This is a genomic window from Pyxidicoccus sp. MSG2 (assembly GCF_026626705.1).
Lineage (GTDB): Bacteria > Myxococcota > Myxococcia > Myxococcales > Myxococcaceae > Myxococcus.
This window is the reverse complement of sequence record NZ_JAPNKC010000001.1, coordinates 4,250,051-4,273,895: the sequence shown is the minus strand read 5'-3', so window position 1 is coordinate 4,273,895 and position 23,845 is coordinate 4,250,051. Positions and strand designations below refer to the sequence as shown.

Annotated in this window: 21 protein-coding genes; 10 read left to right on the top strand and 11 right to left on the bottom strand. The window is 70.1% G+C overall.

The window, feature by feature from the left end; translation table 11 throughout:
- Positions 1-164: 164 nt before the first annotated feature.
- From OV427_RS16200 to OV427_RS16190, 3 genes are all read right to left on the bottom strand, one after another.
- Positions 165-734: a hypothetical protein gene (locus OV427_RS16200; protein ID WP_267857019.1), complete on the bottom strand. Its 570-nt coding sequence runs from the start codon at positions 732-734 to the stop codon at positions 165-167.
- 376 nt (positions 735-1,110) lie between these two features.
- Entirely contained in the window at positions 1,111-2,811 is a 1,701-nt protein-coding gene (locus OV427_RS16195; protein ID WP_267857018.1) for an amidohydrolase, read from the bottom strand.
- A gap of 156 nt (positions 2,812-2,967) precedes the next feature.
- Entirely contained in the window at positions 2,968-3,744 is a 777-nt protein-coding gene (locus OV427_RS16190) for a rhomboid family intramembrane serine protease (RefSeq protein WP_267857017.1), read from the bottom strand.
- Between the two features lie 258 nt (positions 3,745-4,002).
- On the opposite strand from OV427_RS16190, the gene OV427_RS16185 reads away from it, so the two are divergent.
- Positions 4,003-4,527 (top strand): hypothetical protein, encoded by a 525-nt coding sequence (locus tag OV427_RS16185; RefSeq protein WP_267857016.1) that lies wholly within the window; start codon positions 4,003-4,005, stop codon positions 4,525-4,527.
- Positions 4,528-4,530: 3 nt separating this feature from the next.
- Here the strand turns inward: OV427_RS16185 and rnz are convergent, their stop codons facing one another.
- Entirely contained in the window at positions 4,531-5,454 is a 924-nt protein-coding gene (gene rnz / locus OV427_RS16180) for a ribonuclease Z (protein ID WP_267857015.1), read from the bottom strand.
- Positions 5,455-5,568: 114 nt separating this feature from the next.
- Between rnz and OV427_RS16175 the strand changes: the two genes are divergently transcribed.
- From OV427_RS16175 to OV427_RS16160, 4 genes are all read left to right on the top strand, one after another.
- Positions 5,569-6,270: a DUF2293 domain-containing protein gene (locus OV427_RS16175; RefSeq protein ID WP_267857014.1), complete on the top strand. Its 702-nt coding sequence runs from the start codon at positions 5,569-5,571 to the stop codon at positions 6,268-6,270.
- A 186-nt stretch (positions 6,271-6,456) separates the two neighbouring features.
- Entirely contained in the window at positions 6,457-7,224 is a 768-nt protein-coding gene (locus OV427_RS16170; RefSeq protein ID WP_267857013.1) for a TetR/AcrR family transcriptional regulator, read from the top strand.
- Entirely contained in the window at positions 7,221-8,327 is a 1,107-nt protein-coding gene (locus OV427_RS16165) for an efflux RND transporter periplasmic adaptor subunit (RefSeq protein WP_267857012.1), read from the top strand. The genes OV427_RS16170 and OV427_RS16165 overlap by 4 nt, the downstream gene beginning before the upstream one ends.
- Before the next feature lie 36 nt (positions 8,328-8,363).
- Positions 8,364-11,480: an efflux RND transporter permease subunit gene (locus tag OV427_RS16160; protein ID WP_267857011.1), complete on the top strand. Its 3,117-nt coding sequence runs from the start codon at positions 8,364-8,366 to the stop codon at positions 11,478-11,480.
- A 624-nt stretch (positions 11,481-12,104) separates the two neighbouring features.
- Here OV427_RS16160 and OV427_RS16155 read toward each other — a convergent pair.
- On the bottom strand, positions 12,105-12,851 hold the full coding sequence (locus OV427_RS16155; RefSeq protein ID WP_267857010.1) for a hypothetical protein: 747 nt from the start codon (positions 12,849-12,851) through the stop codon (positions 12,105-12,107).
- Positions 12,852-12,882: 31 nt separating this feature from the next.
- Positions 12,883-13,635: a hypothetical protein gene (locus OV427_RS16150; RefSeq protein ID WP_267857009.1), complete on the bottom strand. Its 753-nt coding sequence runs from the start codon at positions 13,633-13,635 to the stop codon at positions 12,883-12,885.
- A gap of 55 nt (positions 13,636-13,690) precedes the next feature.
- On the opposite strand from OV427_RS16150, the gene OV427_RS16145 reads away from it, so the two are divergent.
- Together OV427_RS16145 and OV427_RS16140 are read left to right on the top strand one after the other, a co-directional pair.
- Positions 13,691-14,239 (top strand): DUF2378 family protein, encoded by a 549-nt coding sequence (locus OV427_RS16145; RefSeq protein ID WP_267857008.1) that lies wholly within the window; start codon positions 13,691-13,693, stop codon positions 14,237-14,239.
- 84 nt (positions 14,240-14,323) lie between these two features.
- The gene (locus tag OV427_RS16140; RefSeq protein ID WP_267857007.1) at positions 14,324-14,860 is read left to right on the top strand and encodes an NUDIX hydrolase; all 537 of its coding nucleotides are present in this window, start codon (positions 14,324-14,326) and stop codon (positions 14,858-14,860) included.
- Positions 14,861-14,938: 78 nt separating this feature from the next.
- On the opposite strand, the gene OV427_RS16135 is transcribed toward OV427_RS16140, so the two are convergent.
- The 3 genes from OV427_RS16135 to OV427_RS16125 all read right to left on the bottom strand — a co-directional run bounded on the left by OV427_RS16135 (position 14,939) and on the right by OV427_RS16125 (position 16,406).
- Positions 14,939-15,367, bottom strand: a complete 429-nt coding sequence (locus OV427_RS16135) for a hypothetical protein (protein WP_267857006.1) — start codon at positions 15,365-15,367, stop codon at positions 14,939-14,941.
- 167 nt (positions 15,368-15,534) lie between these two features.
- Complete coding sequence (locus tag OV427_RS16130) at positions 15,535-16,101, bottom strand: DUF99 family protein (RefSeq protein WP_267857005.1); 567 nt, start codon at positions 16,099-16,101, stop codon at positions 15,535-15,537.
- A 101-nt stretch (positions 16,102-16,202) separates the two neighbouring features.
- On the bottom strand, positions 16,203-16,406 hold the full coding sequence (locus tag OV427_RS16125; protein WP_267857004.1) for a cold-shock protein: 204 nt from the start codon (positions 16,404-16,406) through the stop codon (positions 16,203-16,205).
- 265 nt (positions 16,407-16,671) lie between these two features.
- On the opposite strand from OV427_RS16125, the gene OV427_RS16120 reads away from it, so the two are divergent.
- Both OV427_RS16120 and OV427_RS16115 read left to right on the top strand, forming a co-directional pair.
- Complete coding sequence (locus OV427_RS16120) at positions 16,672-17,226, top strand: SPW repeat domain-containing protein (RefSeq protein WP_324289962.1); 555 nt, start codon at positions 16,672-16,674, stop codon at positions 17,224-17,226.
- A complete protein-coding gene (locus OV427_RS16115; RefSeq protein ID WP_267857003.1) occupies positions 17,223-17,543 on the top strand; it encodes a transcriptional regulator in 321 nt (106 codons plus the stop codon). The genes OV427_RS16120 and OV427_RS16115 overlap by 4 nt, the downstream gene beginning before the upstream one ends.
- A gap of 77 nt (positions 17,544-17,620) precedes the next feature.
- On the opposite strand, the gene OV427_RS16110 is transcribed toward OV427_RS16115, so the two are convergent.
- A complete protein-coding gene (locus OV427_RS16110; RefSeq protein ID WP_267857002.1) occupies positions 17,621-20,149 on the bottom strand; it encodes a sodium-translocating pyrophosphatase in 2,529 nt (842 codons plus the stop codon).
- Positions 20,150-20,450: 301 nt separating this feature from the next.
- Positions 20,451-21,701, bottom strand: coding sequence for a hypothetical protein (locus OV427_RS16105; protein WP_267857001.1), 1,251 nt, complete (start codon positions 21,699-21,701; stop codon positions 20,451-20,453).
- 953 nt (positions 21,702-22,654) lie between these two features.
- Between OV427_RS16105 and OV427_RS16100 the strand changes: the two genes are divergently transcribed.
- On the top strand, positions 22,655-23,764 hold the full coding sequence (locus OV427_RS16100; RefSeq protein ID WP_267857000.1) for a substrate-binding domain-containing protein: 1,110 nt from the start codon (positions 22,655-22,657) through the stop codon (positions 23,762-23,764).
- The last annotated feature ends 81 nt before the right edge of the window (positions 23,765-23,845 follow it).

The following is a 23,845-nucleotide window of genomic DNA, read 5'->3' as shown; positions in this document are numbered from 1 at the left end:
CCCCGCGCCCCCCATTCAAGGCACAACGCTTCATCTGCCGGGTAACCACCACTGTTGGCACCGCCGTCACACCCCTGGCGCGGAGGTGAAGCGTCTGCCACCCGACTGTCACCTTCCGCCGGGTGCGGGCGGCGCCTACAGCGCCTTCGCGGGAAGGCCCCGGGTCACCCGGAGGAGATGCGCCAGCGCAGGGCGCCGTCGGCCCCGGGGGCGATGACCTCCACGCGGGGATTCTTCGCGCTCGAGCACTCGAGGTACGCCTTGAAGCCCCCCGCCAGCTCGTTGATGGACACCGGCGTCTGGTACGAGAACTGGCGCAGCGTCAGCACGCCCATGCCGTTCTCATCCGAGTGCAGCAGCTCGCCCTGGTCGCAGTACGAGCGCCACATGCGCCGCGCCATGCCGAGCACCATGCTGGGCGTCGTGAAGCGCAGCACCATCTTGAAGATGGAGTGGATGTCGCGAAGGGTGACTTCGTAGCCAATCGTCTGCGCGCCCGCGGCCTTGCCCTCGAAGTGATGGTCCACCACGTGCTGGACGATGCCGAAGTACGTCTCCACCGGCACCCAGCCCACCGCGAGCGTCGTGCGCGGGTCGGTGTGCTTCCTCAGCTCCGGCGCCAGCGACTCCACGGCCTGGCGCGCCGTCTCTTCCCCAAACCGCTCATGCACATAGGCGAGCAGGTTCTGGACGGTGAAGCCTTTGTAATGCACCCCAGACAGTGAAGATGTCACGGCTCGCTGCCCCCCGCGCCAGCCGGTGGGGCTGATGTAGCCCGACCGGAGTAGGCGGTGAATCTGTATGCTAGAGCACCCTGCAAGCCAGCGAAAATAGCTGGCCGTGAACCCCTCGAGCGCGTCGCAATCCAGCGCCCGCTCTCTGGGAGAGACTCCGAGGGCACGCATTGCTCTCGGAGTATTCCGGGGTTCATGGCCACCGGGCTGCAACACTACAGTGTCGCTGCCTTTTTGCTGACTGTTTGGGAATTCTAGAGATGTATTCCCGGAAAGACAGACATGGACAGGGCTGATGAAAGCCCTGTCGGATGTCAGGTAAAGGACTGGGAGTGAAACATCCTTCCCCGTCTCGGGCTCGGACTTGAGGGGTGGTTCAGGTGCCGGGGGCGCGGAAGACCTCCGCGCCGGCCACCACCGTGAGGCGCACCCGTGCGCCCGGCAGGTCGGCGGGGGGAGCGTCCACCGGGTCCACGGACAGCGCGACGAAGTCCGCGTCCATGCCCGGCTTCAGGCGGCCGCGCTGGCCTTCCGCGAAGGACGCGTAGGCGGCGCCCACGGTGAAGCCCTCCAGCGCCTCCTGGCCGCTCAGCCGCTGGTCGGCGTACCACCCGGCCGCGGGCTGGCCCCGCACGTCCTGCCGGGTGCGCGCCGCGTACAGCCCGGCGAGCACGTCCGGGTGCTCCACCGGGAAGTCACTGCCCAGCGCCAGCACCGCGCCGGACGCCTTCAGCCGCTGCCACGCGTACGCGCCGCGGATGCGCTCCGGGCCCACGCGCGCCTCCGCCCACGGCATGTCGCTGGTGGCGTGGGTGGGCTGCACGCTGGCGATGAAGCCGTTCTTCCCCAGCCGGTCGATGTCCTCCAGGCGCATCACCTGCGCGTGCTCCACGCGGTGACGGCCGTCCTTCGTGCCGGTGGCCGCGGCCGCGCGGGTGAGTGCGTCCAGGACGAGCGTGTTGGCCCGGTCTCCAATGGCGTGCGTGCACACCTGGAAGCCCCGGCCCATGAAGGCCGCCGCGCGCCGCTCGTACTCCTCCGGGGCCAGCACCAGCAGGCCCTTGTGGCCGGGCTCGTCGCTGTAGTCCTGGTGCAGCGCCGCGCCCCGGCTGCCCAGCGCGCCGTCCAGCATGAGCTTCACCGCGCGCAGGGTGAGCATCTTCCCCTGGTAGGGGCCGTCCTTCAGGTACGTCTCGCGCTCCGCCGTCTGTCCGTCCGCCATGGCGTAGACGCGCAGGGGCAGCTTTCCTTCCGCGTCCCACCGCTGGAGGAGGCGGAAGGTGCGCAGGTCCATGCCCGCGTCGTGCACGCCGGTGAGGCCCGCCCGGGCGCAGCGCTCCAGCGCCGCCCGCAGCCGCGCCTCGTGCTGCGCCTCCGAGGGCGGCGGCAGCACCGCGAACACCAGGTCCATGGCGTTGTCCACGAGGACGCCGGTGGGCTCGCCGTCCGGGCCCCGCATGATGCGGCCGCCGGAGGGGTCCTTCGTGTCGCGGCCAATCTTCGCGCGCCGCAGGGCCTCGCTGTTGACCCACAGCGCGTGCCCGTCCACGCGGCTCAGCGCCACGGGCGTCGTCGGGTACTTCGCGTCCAAATCCTGGCGCGAGGGGAAGGCCTTCTCCGGCCAGTCGTTCTGGTCCCACCCGTTGCCGATGAGCCACTCGCCCTGGTACGCCGTCTGGGGCGCTCCGGTGACGCGCGCCAGCGCCTCCGGCTTCGTGGCCGTGCCCTCCAGGTCCACCGTCACCAGCCCGCCGCCCAGCCCCGCCAGGTGGCCGTGCGAGTCGGTGAGGCCCGGCACCACCGTGGCGTCGCCCAGGTCCACCACGCGCGCGCCCTCACCCGCGGCGGCCAGCACCTCGTCCTTCGTGCCCGTGGCCAGCACCTTGCCCTCGCGCACCGCGAGCGCCGTCACCACCGGCCGGTCCGCGTCCAGCGTCCGCACGCGGGCCGCCACGTACACCGTGGTGCCCGAAGCCTGGGAGGCGTCCTTCCCCGCGTCGGGGCCGCGCCGCGCGCAGCCGGCCACGCCCGTCAGAAGGAGCACCGCACCGAAGAGTCCGCCGATTCGTCGCAGCATCGTGTCTCGCACCCGCTGTAGGAGGCCCGCCCCGTGGCTGGGGCGGGCGGCGGGGAGCACTCTGGCGCAGTCGGAGTTGGCGGGCCAGCGACTTGCCGCGCGGCGTGCCCTGGCATGCAAGGCATTGCGCGGTGCGTCTGTCTTTACCTCAGGGCTTCACGGGTGGTCCGGGTGCAGCCGGTGCCGCCACGAGGTCCGCTGCGTGGTGTAGCGCGGGTTCTGGAACAGCTTGATGAGCACCACGCCGGCCACGAAGCCGCCCACGTGCGCCCAGAAGGCCACGCCGCCGGACACCATCTCTTCCATGGTCATCAACTGCGGCAGGCCGCTGATGACCTGCACCACGAACCACCACAGCAGCACCGCCCAGGCGGGCACCGGGATGATCTGGATGAAGATGAGGATGACGAAGAGCATGTTCACCCGCACGCGCGGGTAGAGCACGAGGTATGCGCCCATGATGCCGGAGATGGCGCCGGAGGCCCCCACCGTCGGCGTCGTCGAGGACGGGTCCACCAGCACGTGCGTCGCCGCGGCTGCCAACCCGCACAGCAGGTAGAAGGCGAGGAAGCGCAGGCGCCCCATGCTGTCCTCGACGTTGTTGCCGAAGACCCAGAAGAAGAGGCAGTTGCCGATGAGGTGCAGCCACCCGCCATGCAGGAACATGGAGGTGAGCGGGGTGAGCCTGTCCAGCGTCGGGCTGTTGGCGCCGCACGACAGGCCGTCGCCCAGCTTCAGGATGGGGCCGGAGGAGGACAGCATCCCCGTCAGCTTCGCGGGCACCATGCCCAGGGTGCACACGCTGTCCGCCAGCTTGATGAAGTCCAGCCCCGCACCTTGGATGACCACCCAGGTGAAGAAGATGGCGCCGAGCAGCAGGTACGTCACCACGGGGGTGCGCAGGGTCGGGTTGTCGTCGCTGATGGGAATCATCGCTGGCCCCCATCTTGAGCACGGCTTCCCACGGGTGGCACGGGAATGGCGGAGGTTGTGTGGCCACCCGGGGCACGACGCATGGCGCCACCCGCCGCCCCGCGCGTCCTGCCGGGGGAGCACCCGGCCCGAGGCCGGGGCCACACACTGCGCGTGGGAGATGGATAGTTGCCCTGGGCAACTGTCTGTCCGGGCACTTGGCGCCGGGCGGAGGGTGAGGGATGGTTGCCCACCTCACACTCCCGCGGAGTCTTGAGAATGAACCTGTCGTTGACCCGTCGCGGCGCCACGGCGCTGCTCCTGCTGGCCGCCGTCTCCCTCACCACCGCTGGCTGCGCCGGCCACCGCAAGGAGGCCTTCCTCCACGAGAAGTCCCGTGAGCACGTCTACCGCAAGCCCATTGGCGAGGTGTGGCCCCAGGCCGTCGCCCTGCTGAAGGAGAAGGGCTTCTCCTTCCGCGCCGGCAAGGAGGGCTTCGAGGCGCAGACCGAGTTCAAGATGGAAGGCGCCCCGTCCTCGCTGGGCACCACCTACGTGGCCTACCTCGTGCGCGGCGTCCAGAAGGGGCCCGGCCAGTGCTCGCTGGAGTACTGGAAGCGCATCTCCACCGAGTCGCGCGGCGCCGACAACACCACCGGCCGCCAGAACGAGGTCAACGAGGCGGCCCCGCGCACGGACACCGGCAACTTCAACCGCGACGAGGAGCTGGAGTGGGAGCTCATCCAGCGCGCGGACGTCGAGTCCGCCACCTCGCTGAAGGCCCAGGCGGAGAAGATTCAGTAGCCTTCAGTCGCGCAGCGGCAGCTCGACGGTGAGCCCGTCGAAGGCCACCTCCACCGGCCCCTTGTACTCCTCGCGTGCCTGCGCGAGGAGCTTGCCGGGGTCGGTGTCGTGGCGGCTGGACAGGTGGGTGAGCACCAGCCGCCGCACCCCTGCCTCCTTCGCCACGCGCGCCGCCTCGCGCGCCGTGGAGTGGCGCGTCTCCAGCGCCCGCTCCTGCTCGTCGTCGGAGAAGGTGGACTCGTGGATGAGCAGGTCCGCGTCCTTCGCCGCCTTCACCACCGAGGCGCAGGGGCGCGTGTCCCCGGAGATGACCAGCCGGCGCCCGGAGCGCGCCGCGCCCAGCACGTCCTCCGGCTTCACCTCGCGCCCGTCCGGCAGCGTCACCGGCTCGCCCTTCTGCAGCTTCCCGAAGCTGGGCCCCTCCGGCACGCCCAGCGCGCGCGCCTTCTCCACGTTGAAGCGCCCCGGCCGGTCATCCTCCACCAGCGCGTACGCCAGCGCGTTGATGCGGTGGTCCACGCCCACCGCGTGGATGGCGTAGCCGCCGCGCTGCACGACGTCCCCGTCCTTCACCTCGTGGATTTCGATGGGGAAGGCCAGCGACTCCAGCCCCAGGTGCACGGCCTGGTGGAGCAGCCGCTTCGCCGGGGGCGGCCCGTACAGGCGCATGGGCTCGGCGCGCCCCATCATCCCCAGCGTGCGCAGGAAGCCGATGATTCCCAGGTAGTGGTCCGCGTGGAAGTGCGTGAAGAACACCGCGTCCACGGTGAAGCCGGTGCCGAAGCGCACCATCTGCCGCTGGCTGCCCTCGCCGCAGTCGAAGAGGAGCAGGTCCGCGTCCGCCTTCACCGCGAGCCCGGACAGGTTGCGGTGCAGGGTGGGCTGCGCGGCGGAGGTGCCGAGGAAGGTGAGCCTGAGGAGGGACATGCCGGCGCTTCCCACGCGTGAGAGGACCTCCGTGCGCCAGGGCCGCGGGCGCGAGGCGGCCATTTACCAGGGTTGGGCGCCCGCGTGTTATGAGGCCGCCCCCCCGACACTCGCATGTCTGACTCCCTGACTGTAGGCCCCACCGCAGACCCCCGCCGCGTGCGCACCCAGGACGGCCGCGTCCTCACCGTGCCCGACGGCTGGGCCCTGCTCCCTCCCGGAGATGCCGGACTCACCCGCCGCGTGAAGGCCGCCGGCCCCACCTGGACGGTGGTGGAGAAGGTGGGCCGCAAGCTCTTCTCGCGCGGCGTGTGGGCGCCGGAGGCCCACATCGTCCGGGCCCGCGCCGTGCTCGACGCAGAGCGCGCCACCCCCGCCTACGAGAAGAAGCTGGCCGCCGGCCGCGAGCGCCGCGCCCGCGAGCAGGAGCAGTACGAGGTGGACTTCGCCAACTCCGTGCTGCGCTTCCTCGCGTTCTCCCCGGCCTGGCTCCCCCACGCGAAGCGGCTGGCCGTCCTCGTGGCCGCCCATGCCACCCCCGTGGGTAGCGGCACCGTGGCCCGCACCGAGCGGATTCCCATTGAACGGCGCGCCGAGGCCGCCGTCATCGCCTGGATGCGCCACCAGACGACCACCTACGACGACATGCGCATCGCCCGGGTGAAGGGCGCCCGCCGCGAGGTGCGCCGCGAGCTGGCCGAAATCTCCCGCGCCGTGCTGGACCTCCACCGCCGCGACGTCCCCCACGGCCCCAGCGCCTGTCCCCTCTGCACCGCCCTCGTCGCGCCCGTGAAGACCCGCCCCGACGGGGCGTGAGCGCGGGGGCGGTGCCCGGGCGCCCCTGGGCCTGTGGGTCCAGGACTCCCGGGAGCGCACATGCCCGTGCGCGCCAGTCCACCCCCTGCGACTTCACAGGCAGATAAGCCGCGCCGTGTGGGTTTGTGACCCGGTGGTCAGCGACATTTGCGTTGTTTCTGACCGGCGGGTTAGTAACCGCCCGTCATGCCCCGTCCCGCGGACCCTCATGCTCGCAGCGCCCTGGTGGCCGCCGCCCGGGCGGAGTTCGCCCGCAAGGGACTGCGGGGCGCGCGGATTGAGGACATCACCGCCGCGTGTGGGCTGTCCAAGGGCGCCTTCTACCTGCACTTCCCGTCGAAGGAGGCCCTCTTCGGTGAGGTGGTGGGCGCCTTCCAGGCCGGGCTGGACGCGCTGAACGCGCGGCGCATGGAGGCCGTGGAGTGCTTCTTCCAGGAGCACGGCGTGCCCGGCCCGAAAGACAGACAGGAGCACAGCGAGCGCTTCCGCCAGCTCATCGACCTGGAGTCCGCGAGCGACCTCGAGGCCATGGAGTGGGTATGGGCCCACCGTGACGTCTCGCTGGTGCTGCTCAGCGGCAGCCAGGGCACGGAGTTCGAGTCGCTCCTGTGGCGTGTGACGGACGCGCAGGTGGAGCGCATCGCCCGGAACGTCGAGCGCCTGCAGAGGGCCGGCGCGGTGGACCGGGAGATGGACCCGCAGCTGTTCGGCTCCGTCATCGTCGGCGCGTACCTGCTGCTGTCGAAGCAGATGGCGCGCATGCAGCACAAGCCCGACTTGAGGGCCTGGGCGCGCACGCTGCAGAAGCTGTTCCAGGAGGGCACCATGCCCCGCCAGGAGACGCCCGCGCCGGTGCGGGCCCTGTCCGCCCGCGCCCCCCATCTCTCATCCCCTTCCACGCGCCGGCCCCGCGCCCGCGCGAAGACCCGCCGCACCCCGAGGAAACCCAAGTGAACTCCACCCGGAAGCCGTCCGCTGTCCGCGCGCTCGCCGCCTGCGGCCTCGCCGTCGCCGCGCTGTCGCTGTCCGCCTGCCAGAAGGCGGATGCCTCGTCGGCGCCGACGGTGCCCGTCGCCACGCCCGAGGCCACGACCGCCGTGAAGGTCGTCGCCGCGCGCACCGTCCAGGCGGCGCCCAGCGAGCAGGTGACGGGCACGCTCTTCCCCGCGCAGGGCCTGCAGGTGGGCTTCGAAGTGGGGGGCCGGCTCGCCGCCGTGAAGGTGACGAAGGGCCAGGTGGTGAAGAAGGGCGACGTGCTCGCGCAGCTGGACTCGGAAATCTCCGACGCGCAGGTGGCCGGCGCCGAGGCCGCGGTGGCCGCCGCCGAGGCCGCCGCCGGCATGGCCGCGGACGTGGCCGCGCGCAACGTGAAGCTCCAGCAGGAGGGCGGGGTGAGTGACTTGCAGAACCGCTCCTCCACCGCCACCGCCGCCCAGGCCCAGGCGCAGGTGCTGGCCGCCAAGGCGCAGCTCGCCCAGGCCCGCGCCGCGCGGCGCCGGCACGAGCTGCGCGCGCCCTTCGCCGGCACCATCATCGACGCGCCGGAGCAGACGGGCGCCACGGTGGCCCCGGGCACGCCGCTCTTCACGCTGGAGCACCTGGACACGCTCCTGCTGAAGACGACGGTGGCCGAGTCCATGCGCTCGCGGCTCAAGCCCGGCGTGAAGGTGCGCGTGGAGTCCATCGGCGCGCGCGCGTCCACGGAAGAGGCCGTGGTGCGCACCATCCTCCCGTCCGCGGACGGCGCCACCCGCCGCGTGCCGGTGGACCTGGCCGTCCCCAACGCGGACGGCCGCTTCGTGGCGCACACGCTGGCGCGCGCCGTGCTGCCCATGGGCGAGTCGCAGGCGGCCCAGGTGGTGCCGGGCACCGCGCTGTCCTCCAGCAACGGCGACCACGTCTGGGTGGTGACGGGCGGCGAGGTGCGCCGGGTGGACGTGCAGGTGCTGGAGCGGCGTGAGCGCGAGGTGGTGGTGCTGGCCTCGTCGCCGCTGGAGTCCGTCATCGACTACCCGACGCCGGGCCTCTCGCAGGGCACCCGCGTCTCCGTGAAGTAGCCGCCCCTTTTCGCAAGGCCCACCTGGAGCCTCCCCATGCTTCTCAGCGACGTCTCCATCCGCCGGCCCGTCTTCACGGCCATGCTGTCGCTCTGTCTCATCGTCCTGGGCCTGATGGGCCTGGGGCGCGTGGGCACGGACCTGTACCCGGACGTGTCCTTCCCGGTGGTCATCATCAACACCGTCTACAAGGGCGCGGGCCCGGGTGAGCTCGAAACGCAGGTCATCAAGCCGATTGAAGATGCCGTCGCCGGCATCAGCGGCGTGGACAAGATCCACTCCTTCAGCCGGGAGAACCTGGGCACGGTGGTGGTCCAGTTCAAGCTGACCGCGCCGTTGGACCGGGCGGTGCAGGACGTGCGCGACAAGGTGGCGGGCATCGCCAACAAGCTGCCCCAGGACGCGGACGCGCCCGTCATCGGCCGCGTGGACCTGTCCGCCACGCCCATCCTCACCTACGCGGTGTCCGCCAACCTGCCCTCGCAGGAGTTGCGCCGGCTCATCGACGACCGCATCACCCCCGCGCTCGCGCAGTTGGAGGGCGCCGCGGAGGTGCGCGTCACCGGCGGCGACACGCGCGAGATTCAAATCGACATCGACCTGGACAAGGCGCGCGCGGCGGGCGTGTCCCCGCTGGCCATTGCCCAGCGCGTGGGCGCGGAGAACCTGGACCTGCCGGCGGGCCGGCTCCAGCTTGGCGCCAATGAGCTGACGGTGCGCTCGCTGGGGCAGTTCAAGGACGTGGAGGAGATTCGCGCGCTGCCGGTGGCGCGCAGCAAGACGGGCGCGCAGGTGCGCCTGGAGGAAATCGCCACCGTGACGGACGGCGTGGCGGAGCGGCGCACGCTGGCGCGCCTCAATGGCCAGGACGCGGTCATCCTCGAAATCGTGAAGCAGCCGGGCTCCAACACCCTGGCGGTCAGCGCCGCGGTGAAGAAGGTGATGGCGGGCATGGCGCCGGCGGTGGGCAACGGCTTCGCGGCCACGCTGCTCATCGACCAGTCGGTGCTCATCAACGCCAACGCCCACGAGGTGTGGATTGCCCTCGTCTTCGGCGGCGCCATGGCGGTGCTCATCATCCTGATGTTCCTGCTGGACGCGCGCGGCACCTTCATCTCCTCGCTGGCGCTGCCCACCTCCGTCATCGGCACGTTCTTCGTGATGTACGCGCTGAACTACACGCTCAACCAGATGACGCTGCTGGCGCTGTCGCTGGCCATCGGTCTGCTCATCGACGACGCGGTGGTGGTGCGCGAGGCGATTACGCACCGGCTGGAGCAGGGCGAGGACCCGGTGAGCGCCGCGTCCAAGGGCACGCGGGACGTGGGCCTGGCGGTGCTCGCCACCACCATGTCGCTGGTGGCGGTGTTCGTCCCGGTGGCCTTCATGCCCGGCATCGTCGGCCAGTTCTTCAAGCAGTTCGGAATCACCATTTCCGTGGCGGTGCTCGTCTCGCTGTTCATCTCCTTCACGCTGGACCCGATGCTGTCCGCGCGGCTGGCCAAGGCGCGCGTGCCGGGCGAGGTGCACCGCGACAACGCGGTGGCCGCGGCGCTGCGCCGCTTCCTGGAGGGCACCGAGCGCGTCTACGAGGGCATCCTGCGCTGGGTGCTCGCGCACAAGTGGTCCACGGCGGGGCTCACGCTGCTGGCGCTGGTGCTGTCGTTTGGCGCGGCGAGCCGGCTGGGCGCGGAATTCATGTCCCCGGAGGACCGCTCGCAGTTCATCGTGGACCTGACGCTGTCGGACTCGGCCAACCTGATGGAGACGCAGGCGCGCACCGCGGAGGCGGAGGCGCTGCTCAAGGGCATCCCCGAGGTGGTGGACATCTACGCCATCGTCGGCATCAACGGCGACGTGAACAAGTCGCGCCTGCGGGTGCTCACGGTGGGCAAGGACGCGCGTGAGCGGGGCATCCAGACGCTCAAGGAGGAGGCCCGCGCGCGGCTGGCCCCGGCGCTGGTGGCCACGCGGGTCAACCTGAGCGACCCGCCGATGCTGGAGGGCCTGGGCGACTACTACCCCATCATGGTGCGCATTACGGGCCCGGACATTCCGCGCGTCACCCAGGAGGCCGAGCGCATCGCCGGCATCCTCCGCGAGCTGCCCGGCACGGCGGACGTGCGGGTGGAGGCCAACCCGCCGAAGCCGGAGATGCAGGTGCGCATCGACCGCGCGCGGGCGAGCGACGCGGACGTGAATGCGGCGGGGCTGGCCACGCAGCTGCGGCTGGCCATCAGCGGTGACGTGGTGGCGAAGCTGCGCGAGGGCACGACAGAGACGGACATCCGCGTGCGCCTGGCGGAGAAGGACCGCGCCACGCCCGAGCGCGTGCGCGAGCTGGAGGTGTACACGCCGCAGGGCCTGCGGCCGGTGTCGGACCTGGCGGACGTGGCGCTGCGGGACGGGCCGAGCGTCATCGAGCACGACAACCGCGAGCGGCAGATTGCCGTCTACGCGCAGCTGGGCAAGGGCGCGGTGCTGGGTGACATCGCGAAGGCGCTGAAGGCGCGCGTGGCGGCGCAGCCGCTGCCGCCGGGGTACGCCATCCGCTACGACGGGCAGATGAAGAACCTGGACGAGCAGAACGACGCGTTCGGCCTGGCGTTCGGCCTGGCCTTCGTCTTCATCTACATGGTGCTGGCCAGCCAGTTCGAGTCCTTCAAGCACCCGTTCACCATCATGGTGTCGCTGCCGCTGGCGCTGGTGGGTGCGCTGCTGGCGCTGGTGGTGACGGGCTACAACCTGTCGATGGGCGCGATGATTGGCATCATCCTGTTGATGGGCCTGGTGACGAAGAACGCCATCCTCCTCATCGACGGTGCGCTGCAGCACCTGCGCGAGGGCGACACGGTGGACCAGGCGCTGTTGAAGGCGGGCCCGCGCCGGCTGCGGCCCATCCTGATGACGAGCGCGGCCATGGCGATTGGCATGGTGCCCACGGCGGTGGGCAAGGGCGTGGGCTCGGAGTTCCGCGCGCCCATGGCGATTGCCGTGATTGGCGGCGTGATTACGTCCACGTTCCTGACGCTGCTGGTGGTGCCGGTGGTGTTCGCGGGCATGGAGCGGATTGGGTTCCGCCGCCGTGTCACGCAGACGCCGGCCGTGCCCTCCGTGCCCGCGGTGGAGCAGGGCCCGGGCAGGGCGGCCTGACGAAGCCTCGGGCCCGTGGCGTCCGCCACGGGCCCGGTGCTCCGCGTGACGGTCCGCTCAGGGGGCTGGTTCGGAGCTCTGGGGCTGAGGCGCAGGGGCGGGAAGAGGCGCTGGTTCCTGTGCGGGTGCCGGCGTCTCGCTTTCGGTTCCCGGGGGCTGAGATGGTGCCTGCTCGGGAGGTGTTGGGCTCGGAGGGCTTGATGGCGCTGGAGCCTCTCCTTCTCCCGCTGGCGCCTCCGCGACCACTTCACCTTGAGGCGTGACCGCGTACTCGTACCACCAGTCGAGTACCCGTCCGCTCGAGCCGCCGCATCGGTCGAAGCGTTGCTCGAGGACGACGAAGTACAGGCCTGATGCCGGGTGCTTGAAGACGACGGCATTCAAGCCCTGCTCGGGACTGGAACAGCCCCTGAAGAGGCGTGGGTCTTTGTTGGTCTTGAGTAGCTCGCGGATGGCGGCTGCTGCCGCGAGCGCGGCCCCCGCCTCCATGGATGGGGCAACGAGCTGCGTCGAAGTCTCGTCGGGCCACTCAATCTGCCTTCGGCTCGAGGAGTGCAGGTGGCATCCCGTGAGCGTTCCGGTGATGAGGAGCGCCAGCGCTTTCTGTCGCCGCATGTCAGTTGCCTACTCCCTCAACAACGGTAGAGGTTCGGTACTGCAGCGCGGCGTTCGACTCCGGCTGTTACTGCGAGGGGCGCAGGTCCCGAGAGTGACCCACCTGTCCCTGGCATTGCTCCACTGTTGCACCTCGCCCGTTGGAAAGTAGCGCAGGAAGAGGCGGGTGCCGTCCTGCCGCTCCGCGACGATGGCCGAGGCCATTTCAATGGCCGTGTTGCCGTAAAGGGCTGGCGCCGGGTTGCCAGGTATCAGTCGAACCGAGGCCATGGCGACATAGGGTTTGAAAACGTCCGTCGGCCAGGCCGCGAGGTCGTTCGATGACGGTGGCGCGCCACACGGATGGTTGTGGACGTACCCCACCACCCATACCTTCGAAGTGGGATGGTCCTCATCCTTCACCTCGAAGAACGGGGTGCATGAACTGTGGTCGCTGCTGACGGGTTCGCTCACCCGCCAGGACAGTGAGCCGTGGTCTCCCGCGACGTAGACAGTCGAGCAATACTCCGTGGAAAGCCCTGCGATGGGCCGCTGCGTCAGTGGGTCACACACCCTGGCGCCAGGGCGCTTGAGAAGCGCGTCCGCCACGTCACGCAGCAGCGCGATGGGAATGGAGCTGTCTCCCACGGTCATTTCGACAGCGGGAACCTCTGACCATGGCCCCTTTGTAATGGTTGCGTCCTGCGCAGTGGTGTTGGGCGGAGGCAGGGCCGCACACCCTCCGGTGAGAAGCAGGAGCGGAACCACATGCTTCATGGACATCTCCAATCCCACGATGGGAGGCGCCTCACTTCACCGCGTACAGCGGCGTCATCGCGTCGATGATGGTGTGCATGAGGCGCTGGCCGTCGGGCGTGTCCGGGCACAGCCCTCCCCAGACGAGCGTGAGGCGCTCGGCCACGGGGCGCCAGTACATGCGCCCGCGCATGCGCACCGGCTCGTAGCTCTCGCGCCCTCCGGCGAGGTAGTCCTCCTCCGGCACGCCGAACACTGCGTAGTACGTCAGGTCCGGCGCCTCGGCGTCCTCCACCCGGTGCAGTCCGCTGGGGATGAGGCAGGCCACGTCCGCCGTGTGCCACGGGCCCTCGCGGCCCGGCGCCACCTCCAGCACCTCGAAGCACATCCTCGAGGCGGGACACCCCAGTTCCCCCGCCGTGAGGAAGTTGTAGTCGAGCTGCGGCACCTCCAGCATCTCGTCCACGTCCGGGCGGCCGTCGCGCTTGAAGCCCCACGGGCTCCCGTTGCGCTTGTACGAGCGCACGCCGTAGGCGCCGTAGAAGACGTTGTACCAGGGGCTGTTCGGGTTGAAGTACTCCGAGCACCCCACGCCCGACGGGAAGTCGCCGATGGTGAAGGCCACCAGCACATCCATCAGCCGCTTCGTGTCGAACGCCAGGAAGGGCTCGTGCGCCACCGCGCCAATCGAGCCCGGAATGGCTGGCACCGGCGTGCCGAGGCCCACCTCCTCCAGGAAGTTCGTCTTCCCCGGCAGCGGCGTGGCGTTCATGGCCATGATGGCCAGTTGTCTTTGCAGTCCCATGGGATTCGTTCCCCCTCCCCACACAATCCTAACTGGACCGGGGTAGACTTGGAGCATGCCGGAGAAGCTGGTCTTCGAGCACACCTTGGAGGGCCTCTTCGTGAGAGGTCTGGTGGGGCGCGTCACCCCCACCCTCCGGGAGCGCTTGAAGGAGGTGGGCGTGGACCTGGAGCGAAAGCTCCAGCCCGCCTACGGCTTCGACACCTGGTGCTCCGCGGTGCGGGTGGCCGCGCGTGAGCTGCACCCGGACGTGCCGGACGACGTGGGCTACGGCCTGCTCGGCGAGCGGATGGTGGACGGCTACCGCGAGACGGTGCTGGGGCGCGCGGCCTTTGGCGTCATCCAGTTGCTGGGGCCTCGGCGTGGCGTGAGCCGGGCACGGCAGATGTTCCGCTCGGGGAACAACTACACCGAGGTGCGGCTGGAGGACGTGTCCCCCACGGAGGTGGACCTCTGGATGAACGAGGCGGGGACCATCCGCTACTTCACCCGGGGCGCGCTGCTGGCCGGCCTGCGCGCGGTGGGCGCCCGGCAGCCGGAGGTGCGGGTGCGCGACTTCAACGACGACCACGTCACCTACCGGCTCAACTGGCGTGGGTCCTGAGGCGCCGGGCTGAAGCGAACACCTGCCCACGCCGTGCCCGTACCTCGCGGGACACGGGGCCGGCTGTCCTCCATGATGCGAGACATGGCCCAGTCGCCCGAGCAGCGCCCCGTGCATGAGACCGACGTGCCCCGTGGCGAGGGGCTGAACCGGTGGGTGGACCCGCTCGCCCGCACGGCGTACCGGGGCGCGTATGCGCTGGCGTGTGTGTACTGGTTCGTGCGCCGCCCCCGGACGCGCGGCGTCTTCGTGGGCGTGTGGCACGCGGGGCGCGTGCTGCTGCTGCAGAACTCCTACAAGCACCGCCTCAGCATGCCGGGCGGCGGCTACCACCCGGGCGAGTCCGCCCCCGAGTGCGGCGCGCGTGAGTTGCGCGAGGAGGTGGGCGTGGCCATGGCGCCCTCCGTCCTGCGCACCGTCTTCGAGACGGTGGGCTCGGAGGAGAACAAGGACGACCACGTCACCTTCGTCGAGGTGGACGTGGACGCAGAGCCGACAGTCACCATCGACCGCCGCGAGGTGACGTGGGCCGCGTTCATCGACCTGGACACGGCCCTGCGGTTGAACCTCTCGGCGCTCGTGCGCGCCTACCTGGAAGACGCGAAGCGCCGCCGGGGCTGAAGCACCACGCGCGGCGCCCGCACTGCTGGCGCCGTGCCTCAGGTCCGGCGGGAGTGGGCCCTTGGGGCCCGGCCGCCCTCAGCGTCCGGCCGCCCGCGCCATCGGCACCGGCTCCGCGCCGAGGAAGTGCTTCGCGCGCGCCTTCGCCAGTTGCGTGTGCGCCTCGTCCAGCGACACGCAGTCGATGGTGATGTCGTCGCCGGGCGCGGCCTCGGACGCCACCCGGGCCGTCTGCAGACGGGAGATGGTGGAGTCCGACACGTGCGCGCACATCAGGCAGCCCTTCTGCCGGCCATACGCCACCACCTCGCCGAAGAGGGCCGCCGACTCCGGCTCCAGCGTTCGCAGTCCGCGCATGTCCGCCAGCACCAGGTGCCTGCCTCCTCCGTAGGTGTCCGTCGCGGTCTTGTAGGCCGCGGCGAAGTCCTTCATCTCGTTCGGCCGGACGAACCCGCTCAAGCGGACGGTGACGGTACGGCGATTCGCGTCATTGGTGACTTCGAACATGCGTGCGCCCTCCCCACGAGGGCAAAGATTAACAAAGATAGACATTGAAACGCACGCCACCCCCGGACGCTCTGGCCCGGCTGGAATTGTGGGAATGGATTGCGCAGTCGCGTCCCGCGCGGGTGCAATCCTCGCGTGGCACCCGATGCGGGGGGTAGGCCCGGCTCCTACGCCCGCTGCCCGCTCTCACCCGTCACGACAGCCGAGCCGATGAGGTGCGCCAGCCGCAGCGCCTCGGGCACGCGGCCCCGGTCCGTCACGCGGGTGAGGGCCTCGGCCACCTCGGCGGGTTGTGCGCCCTGGACCTGGAAGGTGAAGCCTCCCAATTGGTGGATGGGGCCCGCGCGCTTCAGCTTCGCCCAGCGCTCGTCCGCGCGGGGCAGGCGCCGCAGCGCGCGCTCCACCGCGTCCAGGTCCGGCGGCCGCCGCATCACCGCCACGCAGGGCTTCTTCAGCCGCGCCGCCAATTCCGGCAGGTCCACCACGTTGAAGCCGCCGAAGGCGATGCCGTCCAGCAGCACCAGGTGGAGCTGGGGCAGGAACTTGCCGCCCTCCAGCAGCCGGCACACCTCGCGCGTGGCATTCCAGCCGTCGCGCCGCACGCGCCCCCAGACGAGCCCCTCGAAGCGCGTGCCGCCGCACACCACGCCTGCCAGCGGCACGGCGACGCCGGGGCGGCGCGAGAAGGGCCCATCGTCGAAGCCGATGACTCGGGGAAGGCGGGGCAGGCGCATGGGCCGTAAGCCTCTCAAGAGGCACCCGTCGCCCGCAAAGAGAAAGCCCGACCTCGCGTGCGACGAGACCGGGCTTCCGTGACGTCTACAGACGGCTCAGCTCAGGCGGCGCGAACGTTCTGCGCCTGCAGGCCCTTGGGGCCGCGGCCGACCTCGAACTCCACCTTCTGGCCTTCGGCCAGGGTGCGGAAGCCGTCCATGTTGATGGCGGAGTGGTGGACGAACACGTCCTCACCGCCGCCGTCCTGCACGATGAAACCAAAGCCCTTCGCATCGTTGAACCACTTGACGGTACCAGTTGCCATGAATCGCGTTCTCTCGTTTCAGGCGGCTCGCGCCGCGGCGTTTCGCCCTCTGAGAAACCGAAGGCCCCTACTGCGGCCCCTAGTCTGCCCGGGGCGGGCGGCCGAGTGGAAGCCCCCCTGCTCGCTGACCGGGCGGGAAGGCTGGGGGTGGAGGGTTTCCCGCCCCCGGAGTCCGGGCAGGCGAGGGTTCTGGCGCCCTGCGTCGGGGGCCGCGTGCCTACCTTGGCGGCAGCTTCACGAACGGATGTCCGGAAGGAGCGCCGCCATGGCCGAGCCACAGATTCCCCACCTCCCCACCTCCCTCACCCCGCCGGCCCTGGGGCCGGACACCGGCCTGCGCCGCGTGGTGCACCGCGCGTTGGACAAGAGCGCCGCGGCGGGAATCCTCTCGCGCCCGCTGTTCGACCGGCTGCCCCTGCGCCGGTGGATACCGCAGGACGTGCACTCGCTCATGGACTACAAGGGCGGCACCGCCATGGCGCTCGCGGGCCTGCTGTCGGATGACCCGGTGGCGAAGGCGGCGGGGCTGGCGCTGGGCTCCTCCGTCATCGGCGTGTCGCTGCTCACCGACTACCGCATGAGTCTCACCAAACTCATCCCCATCGAAGCGCACGAAATCGCGGACTACGCCTACGGCGCGGCCGCCATCCTCGCGCCCTTCGTGCTGGGCTACGCGCGGCGCAGCCCCGTGGCCGCGGCCCTCCACGTCATCGTGGGCCTGTCCACGATTCTGGCCTCGCTGGTGACGGACTACCGGTGCCAGACGGGCATGCACCTGGGTGGCGAGTTGATGACGGACCCGGAGGGGATTGGCGCGTGAGCGCCCCCGTCCCTCCCGCGCGCGGCAGCACGGTGCGCAGCGCGCTGGAGGCGGCGCTGTCCTCGGCGCCCGAGCACGGCCTCACCGCGAAGGACCTCTCCAGCCTGGTCGGCATCTCCGAGAAGGACGTCGCCGACCACCTGGTCCATCTGGAGAAGTCCCTCAAGGCGCAGGGGCTGCGGCTGGAGGTGGTGCCCGCCAGCTGCATCCAGTGCGGCTTCGCCTTCAAGGACCGCAAGCGCTTCACCCGGCCGGGGGCCTGCCCCCAGTGCCGCTCGACGCGCATCGACCCGCCCGCCTTCCGCGTCACCGGCTGACCTGAAAAGCAAAGCGGCAGGGCACCCGGGGGCACCCTGCCGCTCATGTCACTTCAGCGAGGCGTGAAGGGCGGCGCTCAGGCCGTCTTCACCGCGGCGTCGGACTTCACGTCCGAGGTGCCGCCCGGGCTCTGGATGCGCATGCCGTAGAAGCTGCGGTACACGAACACCGTCGAGGCCACGAAGAACACCGCCGCGAGGATGGTGGTGAGCTGCTTGCCCGAGGCCGTGGTGTTCAGCTCCACCGCCAGCTCCACGGCCAGCAGGCCGAAGAGGGTGGTGAACTTGATGACCGGGTTGAGCGCCACGGAGGACGTGTCCTTGAACGGGTCGCCGACGGTGTCGCCGACGACGCAGGCCGCGTGCAGCTCCGTGCCCTTGGCCTTCAGCTCCGTCTCCACCAGCTTCTTCGCGTTGTCCCAGGCGCCGCCCGCGTTCGCCATGAACACGGCCTGGTACAGGCCGAAGATGGCGATGGAGATGAGGTAGCCGACGAAGAAGTACGGCTCGAGGCAGGCGAAGGCGAGGGTGCTGAAGAACACCGCGAGGAAGATGTTGATCATGCCCTTCTGCGCGTACTGGGTGCAGATCTCCACGACCTTCTTGGAGTCCGTCACGCTGGCCTTCTCCACGCCCTCCAGCTTGATGTTGGCCTTGATGAACTCCACCGCGCGGTAGGCGCCGGTGGACACGGCCTGCATGGACGCGCCGGAGAACCAGTAGATGATGGCGCCGCCGGTGATGAGGCCCAGGAGGAACGGGGCGTGGAGCAGGGACAGGAACTGCGCCTTGTCCGCGTTGAGCATCTGCTCGCCCGCGGCGTTGGTGGTGATGCCCACCAGCAGCACGATGATGGAGAAGATCATCGTCGTGGCGCCCACCACGGCGGTGCCGATGAGCACCGGCTTGGCAGTGGCCTTGAAGGTGTTGCCCGCGCCGTCGTTCTCCTCGAGGAACTGCTTGCCCTTCTCGAAGTCCAGGTCGAAGCCGAAGTCGCGCTTCACCTCTTCCTTCACGTTGGGGACGTTCTCGATGAGGGACAGCTCGTACACGCTCTGCGCGTTGTCCGTCACCGGGCCGTAGGAGTCGACGGCGATGGTGACAGGGCCCATGCCGAGGAAGCCGAAGGCCACGAGGCCGAAGGCGAACACCGGCGCGGCGAGCATCAGCTGGCCCACGCCCTGGCCCTCGACGCCCGCGCCGCTGAACCAGAACGCCAGGCCCATCAGGGCGGCGATGATGAGGCCCATCCAGTAAGCGGAGAAGTTACCCGCCACCAGGCCGGAGATGACGTTGAGCGACGCACCACCCTCGCGGCTGGCCGTGACGACCTCGCGCACGTGGCGGCTCTCGGTGGAGGTGAAGGCCTTGATGGCCTCCGGGATGATGGCGCCGGCCAGGGTGCCGCAGGTGATGATGGCCGACAGCTTCCACCACAGGGTGTTGTCGCCGCCCAGGTTCGGGATGAGCAGGTAGCTGACCAGGAACGTCAGGGCCACGGAGATGATGGACGTCACCCACACCAGCGCGGTGAGCGGGTGCTCGAAGTTCATGTGGTCCGCGTTCTTGTACTTGCCACCCTGGTACACGTTGTTCAGGCCGTAGGCCGCCAGGGACGCGAGCACCATCACGATGCGCATCATGAAGATCCAGACCAGCAGCTCGATGCGGTAGGGCACCTCGACGGCCAGCAGGATGAAGGTGATGAGCGCCACGCCCGTCACGCCGTAGGTCTCGAAGCCGTCCGCGGAGGGACCGACGCTGTCGCCCGCGTTGTCGCCGGTGCAGTCGGCGATGACGCCCGGGTTGCGCGCGTCGTCTTCCTTGATCTTGAAGACGATCTTCATCAGGTCGGAGCCGATGTCGGCAATCTTGGTGAAGATGCCGCCGGCGATGCGCAGCGCGGACGCGCCGAGCGACTCACCGATGGCGAAGCCGATGAAGCAGGGGCCCGCGAAGTCCGCCGGGATGAAGAGGAGGATGGCCAGCATCAGCAGGAGCTCGGTGCTGATGAGCACCATGCCGATGGACATACCGGCCTGGAGCGGAATGGCGTAGGTGGGGTAGGGCTTGCCGCGCAGCGACGCGAAGGCGGTGCGGCTGTTGGCGAACGTGTTGACGCGGATTCCGAACCAGGCGACGCCGCACGAGCCGGCGATGCCGACGAGGCTGGCGACCAGGATGATGGCCACCCGGCCCACATCCATGTGCCGCAGGAACCCGAAGTAGCCCACCATCACCACCGCGATGAGGGCCCACAGGATGCCGATGAACTTCATCTGCGTGGCGAGGTACGTCTTGCACGTCTCGTAGATGAGCTCGGAGATGTCGAGCATCGCCTTGTGGACGGGCATCTTCTGCAGGCTGGCGTACTGGAGGAAGCCGAACACCAGGCCGATGACGCACACGGCGATGCCGGACAGCAGCAGCTGATAGCCGTTGAGGCCACCGAAGAAGGTGACTTCGGCGAAGTTGGGGAGGACGAGGTCCGCCTCGCTGGCGTGGGCGGCGCTGGCGGCGAGGACCGTCAGGAGCCCCAGGGCTCGAGCGGCCGCGCCGGTGACGCTCTTCCGGAGAGCGTCCATCGGTGAAACGGTGGATGTCATGGGGGTGCAACTCCTCACAGAGACTCAAGTCCAGGCGCGCGGATTGGGTGCTCCGCGTGCCATGGGAAACAGGGAGTGGTGTCGAGGGGTTGGCCGCCTGCGAACGGGGACACCGCGCGCCTGCGCTTCAGCTCAGCCTCGCCCTTCACGGCGCAGAGTCGCACGCCCTGAAGGCGGGCCCGCGAATAGCATGGACGCGACTGTAAAGTCGAATTTCCAGGGGTGTTGGCGCTCCTACTACGCCCGACTTCTCAGGGAATACGGGTTTGTATCCACCCCTGAAGTCGGCTCCGGGCCGGACTCAGGGTCTCAGCCGGAAGAGGAAGCCGTCCTGCGGGCGCGGGTACGGGGTTTCCTCGGGGAGGGCGCGCGTCAGGGCGCCGGCCACCAGCGTGTGGCCGCCCGGGTCCACGGATACCGCCCGCGCCAGGGCGGCGCCGGGGTGGGTGAAGCCGCGGACCCAGAGTGAAGCCCCGTCCTCGGGGAGCAGCCGGGCGACGTAGAGACCGGCGGGCGTGCGGCCCCGGCCGGAACCCAACTCCAGGCCGCCGTCATGGGTGCCGGCCAGGGTGAGCTGGCCGGACTCGTCCGTGGCCAGCGCGCTGGCGGTGGCGGCGAAGGAGCGGGCCCAGCGCTGCTGGCCCCCGGCGCTGAAGGCGGCCAGGAAGCCCTGGTAGCCGCCCGCGGCGTGGGCCTGCCCATGGAAGTAGAAGCGCCCGGAGAAGTTGCCGCCCACGAAGACGCGGTCCGGCCCCACGGCCACGGCGTTCGCCATGCCCTCCGCGCCGCGCAAGTCGCGGCTCCATGCGTGGGCACCTTCGGGCGACAGCTTGAGGACGAAGGGCGTGCGCTGGCGCACGGTGACGAAGGTGGAGCCGCCGAAGCTCACGGCGCCCGCGTAGCCGCCCGCGACGTGGATGCCGCCGAAGAGGTCCACCGCCACCGCGCGCGCCGTCACCAGCCCTTGCGGCCCCGCGGCCCAGCCCCGGCTCCAGCGCGTGACGCCGTCTGCGTCCAGGCGCACGGCGAAGGCGGCGCGGCCGCCCGGGCCCGCCTCGCGCGTTGCATCTCCGAAGTCCCGGCGCCCGGTGAAGTCCCCCACCAGCACCACGCCGCCAGCGCCGTCCGCCGCCACGGCCTGCACGCTGAGCGCGCCGTCTCCGGCAAAGCCTCGCATCCGCTCCACGGCGCCTCGAGGTGACAGCCGCGCGACGAAGGGGCCCTCCGGCAGCCGCTCCGAGCCCAGCTCGAAGCCCGCCGAGGTGCCTCCCAGCCACGCGTTGCCGTCACGGTCCACCGCGAGCCCGCCCACCCGCGCGCGCGCCGCTCCCTCCCGGGGCACCCAGCCATGCGCCCAGCGCAGGGCCCCGTCCGGAGAGAAGCGCGCCACCAGCAGGTGAGGCGTCTTTGAAACATGGTTGAAGGGCAGGGGGCCTCCCCCGACATCCAGAGGCTCCCGGTACGTCGCCGCGACGAGGACGTCCCCGTCGGGGGCCACCACGGTGTGCGGCGCCTCGCTGTCCCCGAGCACCAGCGACCGCGACCACGCCATGGCCCCCTCGCCCTCACCGCCAACCGACCCCGCCACCTCCAAGCCCGGAGCACGCGGTGACGCATGTGCCTTCTCCCCGCACCCCACGAGGAGAAGTCCTGTTGCGCACACCGCGAATGTCCACCCCCGCCACCCCATCACCGCCCCGGCCTCTCCCCCACCCCTGCCCGACAGCCCCCTGCCCCTCAACCGCGGAAGCTCTAGTGCAAGGGCATTGCCAGGATGCGCCGCGGCGCGCCTTCCCCTCTGACGCGGCCCGGGCTTCCGGCCCCCGGGGACGAGACAGCTGTCCGGAGTGCTGAAAAAACTCCCTGTCCTCCGGAGAACGCCGGAGAAAAAGCGACGGACTCCTCCGCCAGCAGGGCAGGCGAGAGCGCGCCGCCGAGCGGGCGTGGCCTCCACGCCCCACGTGTCCGGGCGCTGACACAGAGGTCCTCCCGTGTGCGACGGCGGTGGCTGATGTGGCCGCGTTGCGATTGCTACAGGGTTGTTCTGGCTCTGGCGGGCCTCGCGGCCAGGCGCGTGGGTGCGCCTGGGCGGGCACCCGGCTCACCTTCCGTCACGGCGGGCAGGAGCGCGCCGCGAGCGGAGTGGCGTCACCCCCCCGGCCGGAAATCACGGATGTGAAACGTCACGCCCGTGCAAGTCCTTGCATGGATTGTCACGGTCGCCGTCATGCAATGACTTGCAGGAACGTGACGGTCGCGCGCGGGAAGATTCGCGCGGAGCGGTGTGACCCGGTGCTGGCAGAGATTTGACGCAACTGAGTCACCGCATGTCTGGCCATTGAGGCACCTTGCGTCCCGTCGAATCCGGGATGAGCCGGGTCCGATGGTCCTCCCCCAGGCAATTCCTTCCAGTCCGGTCCCGCAGCGCGGGGAGGCACCGTTCTGCCAATGCGTCACGGGCGGCGAGTGGCGTGTCAACCCAGTGCAACACCAGAGGAGTCGTCCATGAAGATGATGAAGATGGTGATGTCCGCCGCGGTGATGGCGGTTTCGGTTGTGGGTTGCGGTGGCCAGTCCGCCGACGAGGTCGTCCCGGCTTCCATCCAGGCCGAGCTGACCGACGGCAACAAGTTCTTCGGTTCCGACACGCTCAAGGGCGCGTTGATCAGCGCCAACGCGTCTTCCCTCGCCGGCCTGTCCATCGAGGGCAAGGGCTCGAGCGTGGGCGAGGGCTGTGTGCGCACCGGCTCCGGCACCTTCTGCAGCGGCCGCCAGCAGACGCTGGCCCCCATGTCGCGCGAGTTCAAGTCGACGGCCACGGCCTGTGCCGGCGGCACCGCGTCTGGCGGCACGGGGCGCGACGCGGCCTGCTGCCCCGGTGAGAAGAGCAACATCATCGGGCTGGACTCGGTGAATGCGTACGTGAAGTCCGACAACGGCCTCACCAACATCACCAAGGCCAACCTGGCGAACATCTACTTCTCCAACAACGGCGCCTGCTGGACGGACTGGAGCCAGGTGCCGGGCAGCACCCGCACGGGCACCATCGTGAAGTACCGCCGTGACGACCTGTCCGGCACCACGGAGGTCTTCAAGGAGAAGGTCGGCGGCGGCTCCAGCGCCACCTTCTGCTCCGACGTCATCGTCATCACCGACGGTGCCGCCACCAACCCGCTGCCCTGCACCGCCTCCGACAGCGCCACCGTCTGCATCGGCAAGCTGACGGCCTCCTACCCGACCGCCATCGGTTATTCCGGTGACCCCGCGTCGTTCTCGGGCTCCCTGGTGGTGCCGCCGGCCACCACTCCGACCGCGGTCGCGAACCTCAAGCTCAGCGTGGACGGCATCGCGCCCACCGCCGCCAACGTGCGCCTGCTCCTCACCAACCCGGCCAGCGCCTACCCCCTGTCCCGCCCGCTCTTCCTCAACGAGAACGTCAACTTCACGAAGGACCCCAAGGAGCAGACGCTGTACGACTGGGTCTACAGCAACAAGAGCTCCTTCCAGAACATCCTCACGGGTCAGGGCTTCATCGCCTGCAGCACCACCGGCGCGCTGCGCTGCGGTGGCGCGGCCAACGACGGCCGCGGCGCGGGCCTCTGCAAGGGCAACTGAGCCTGAACTGAAGTTCGCCATTCCCTGAATCCTGAAGTCGGGACGGACACGCCGGGAGGTCTCCGGCGTGTTCGTCCCTTG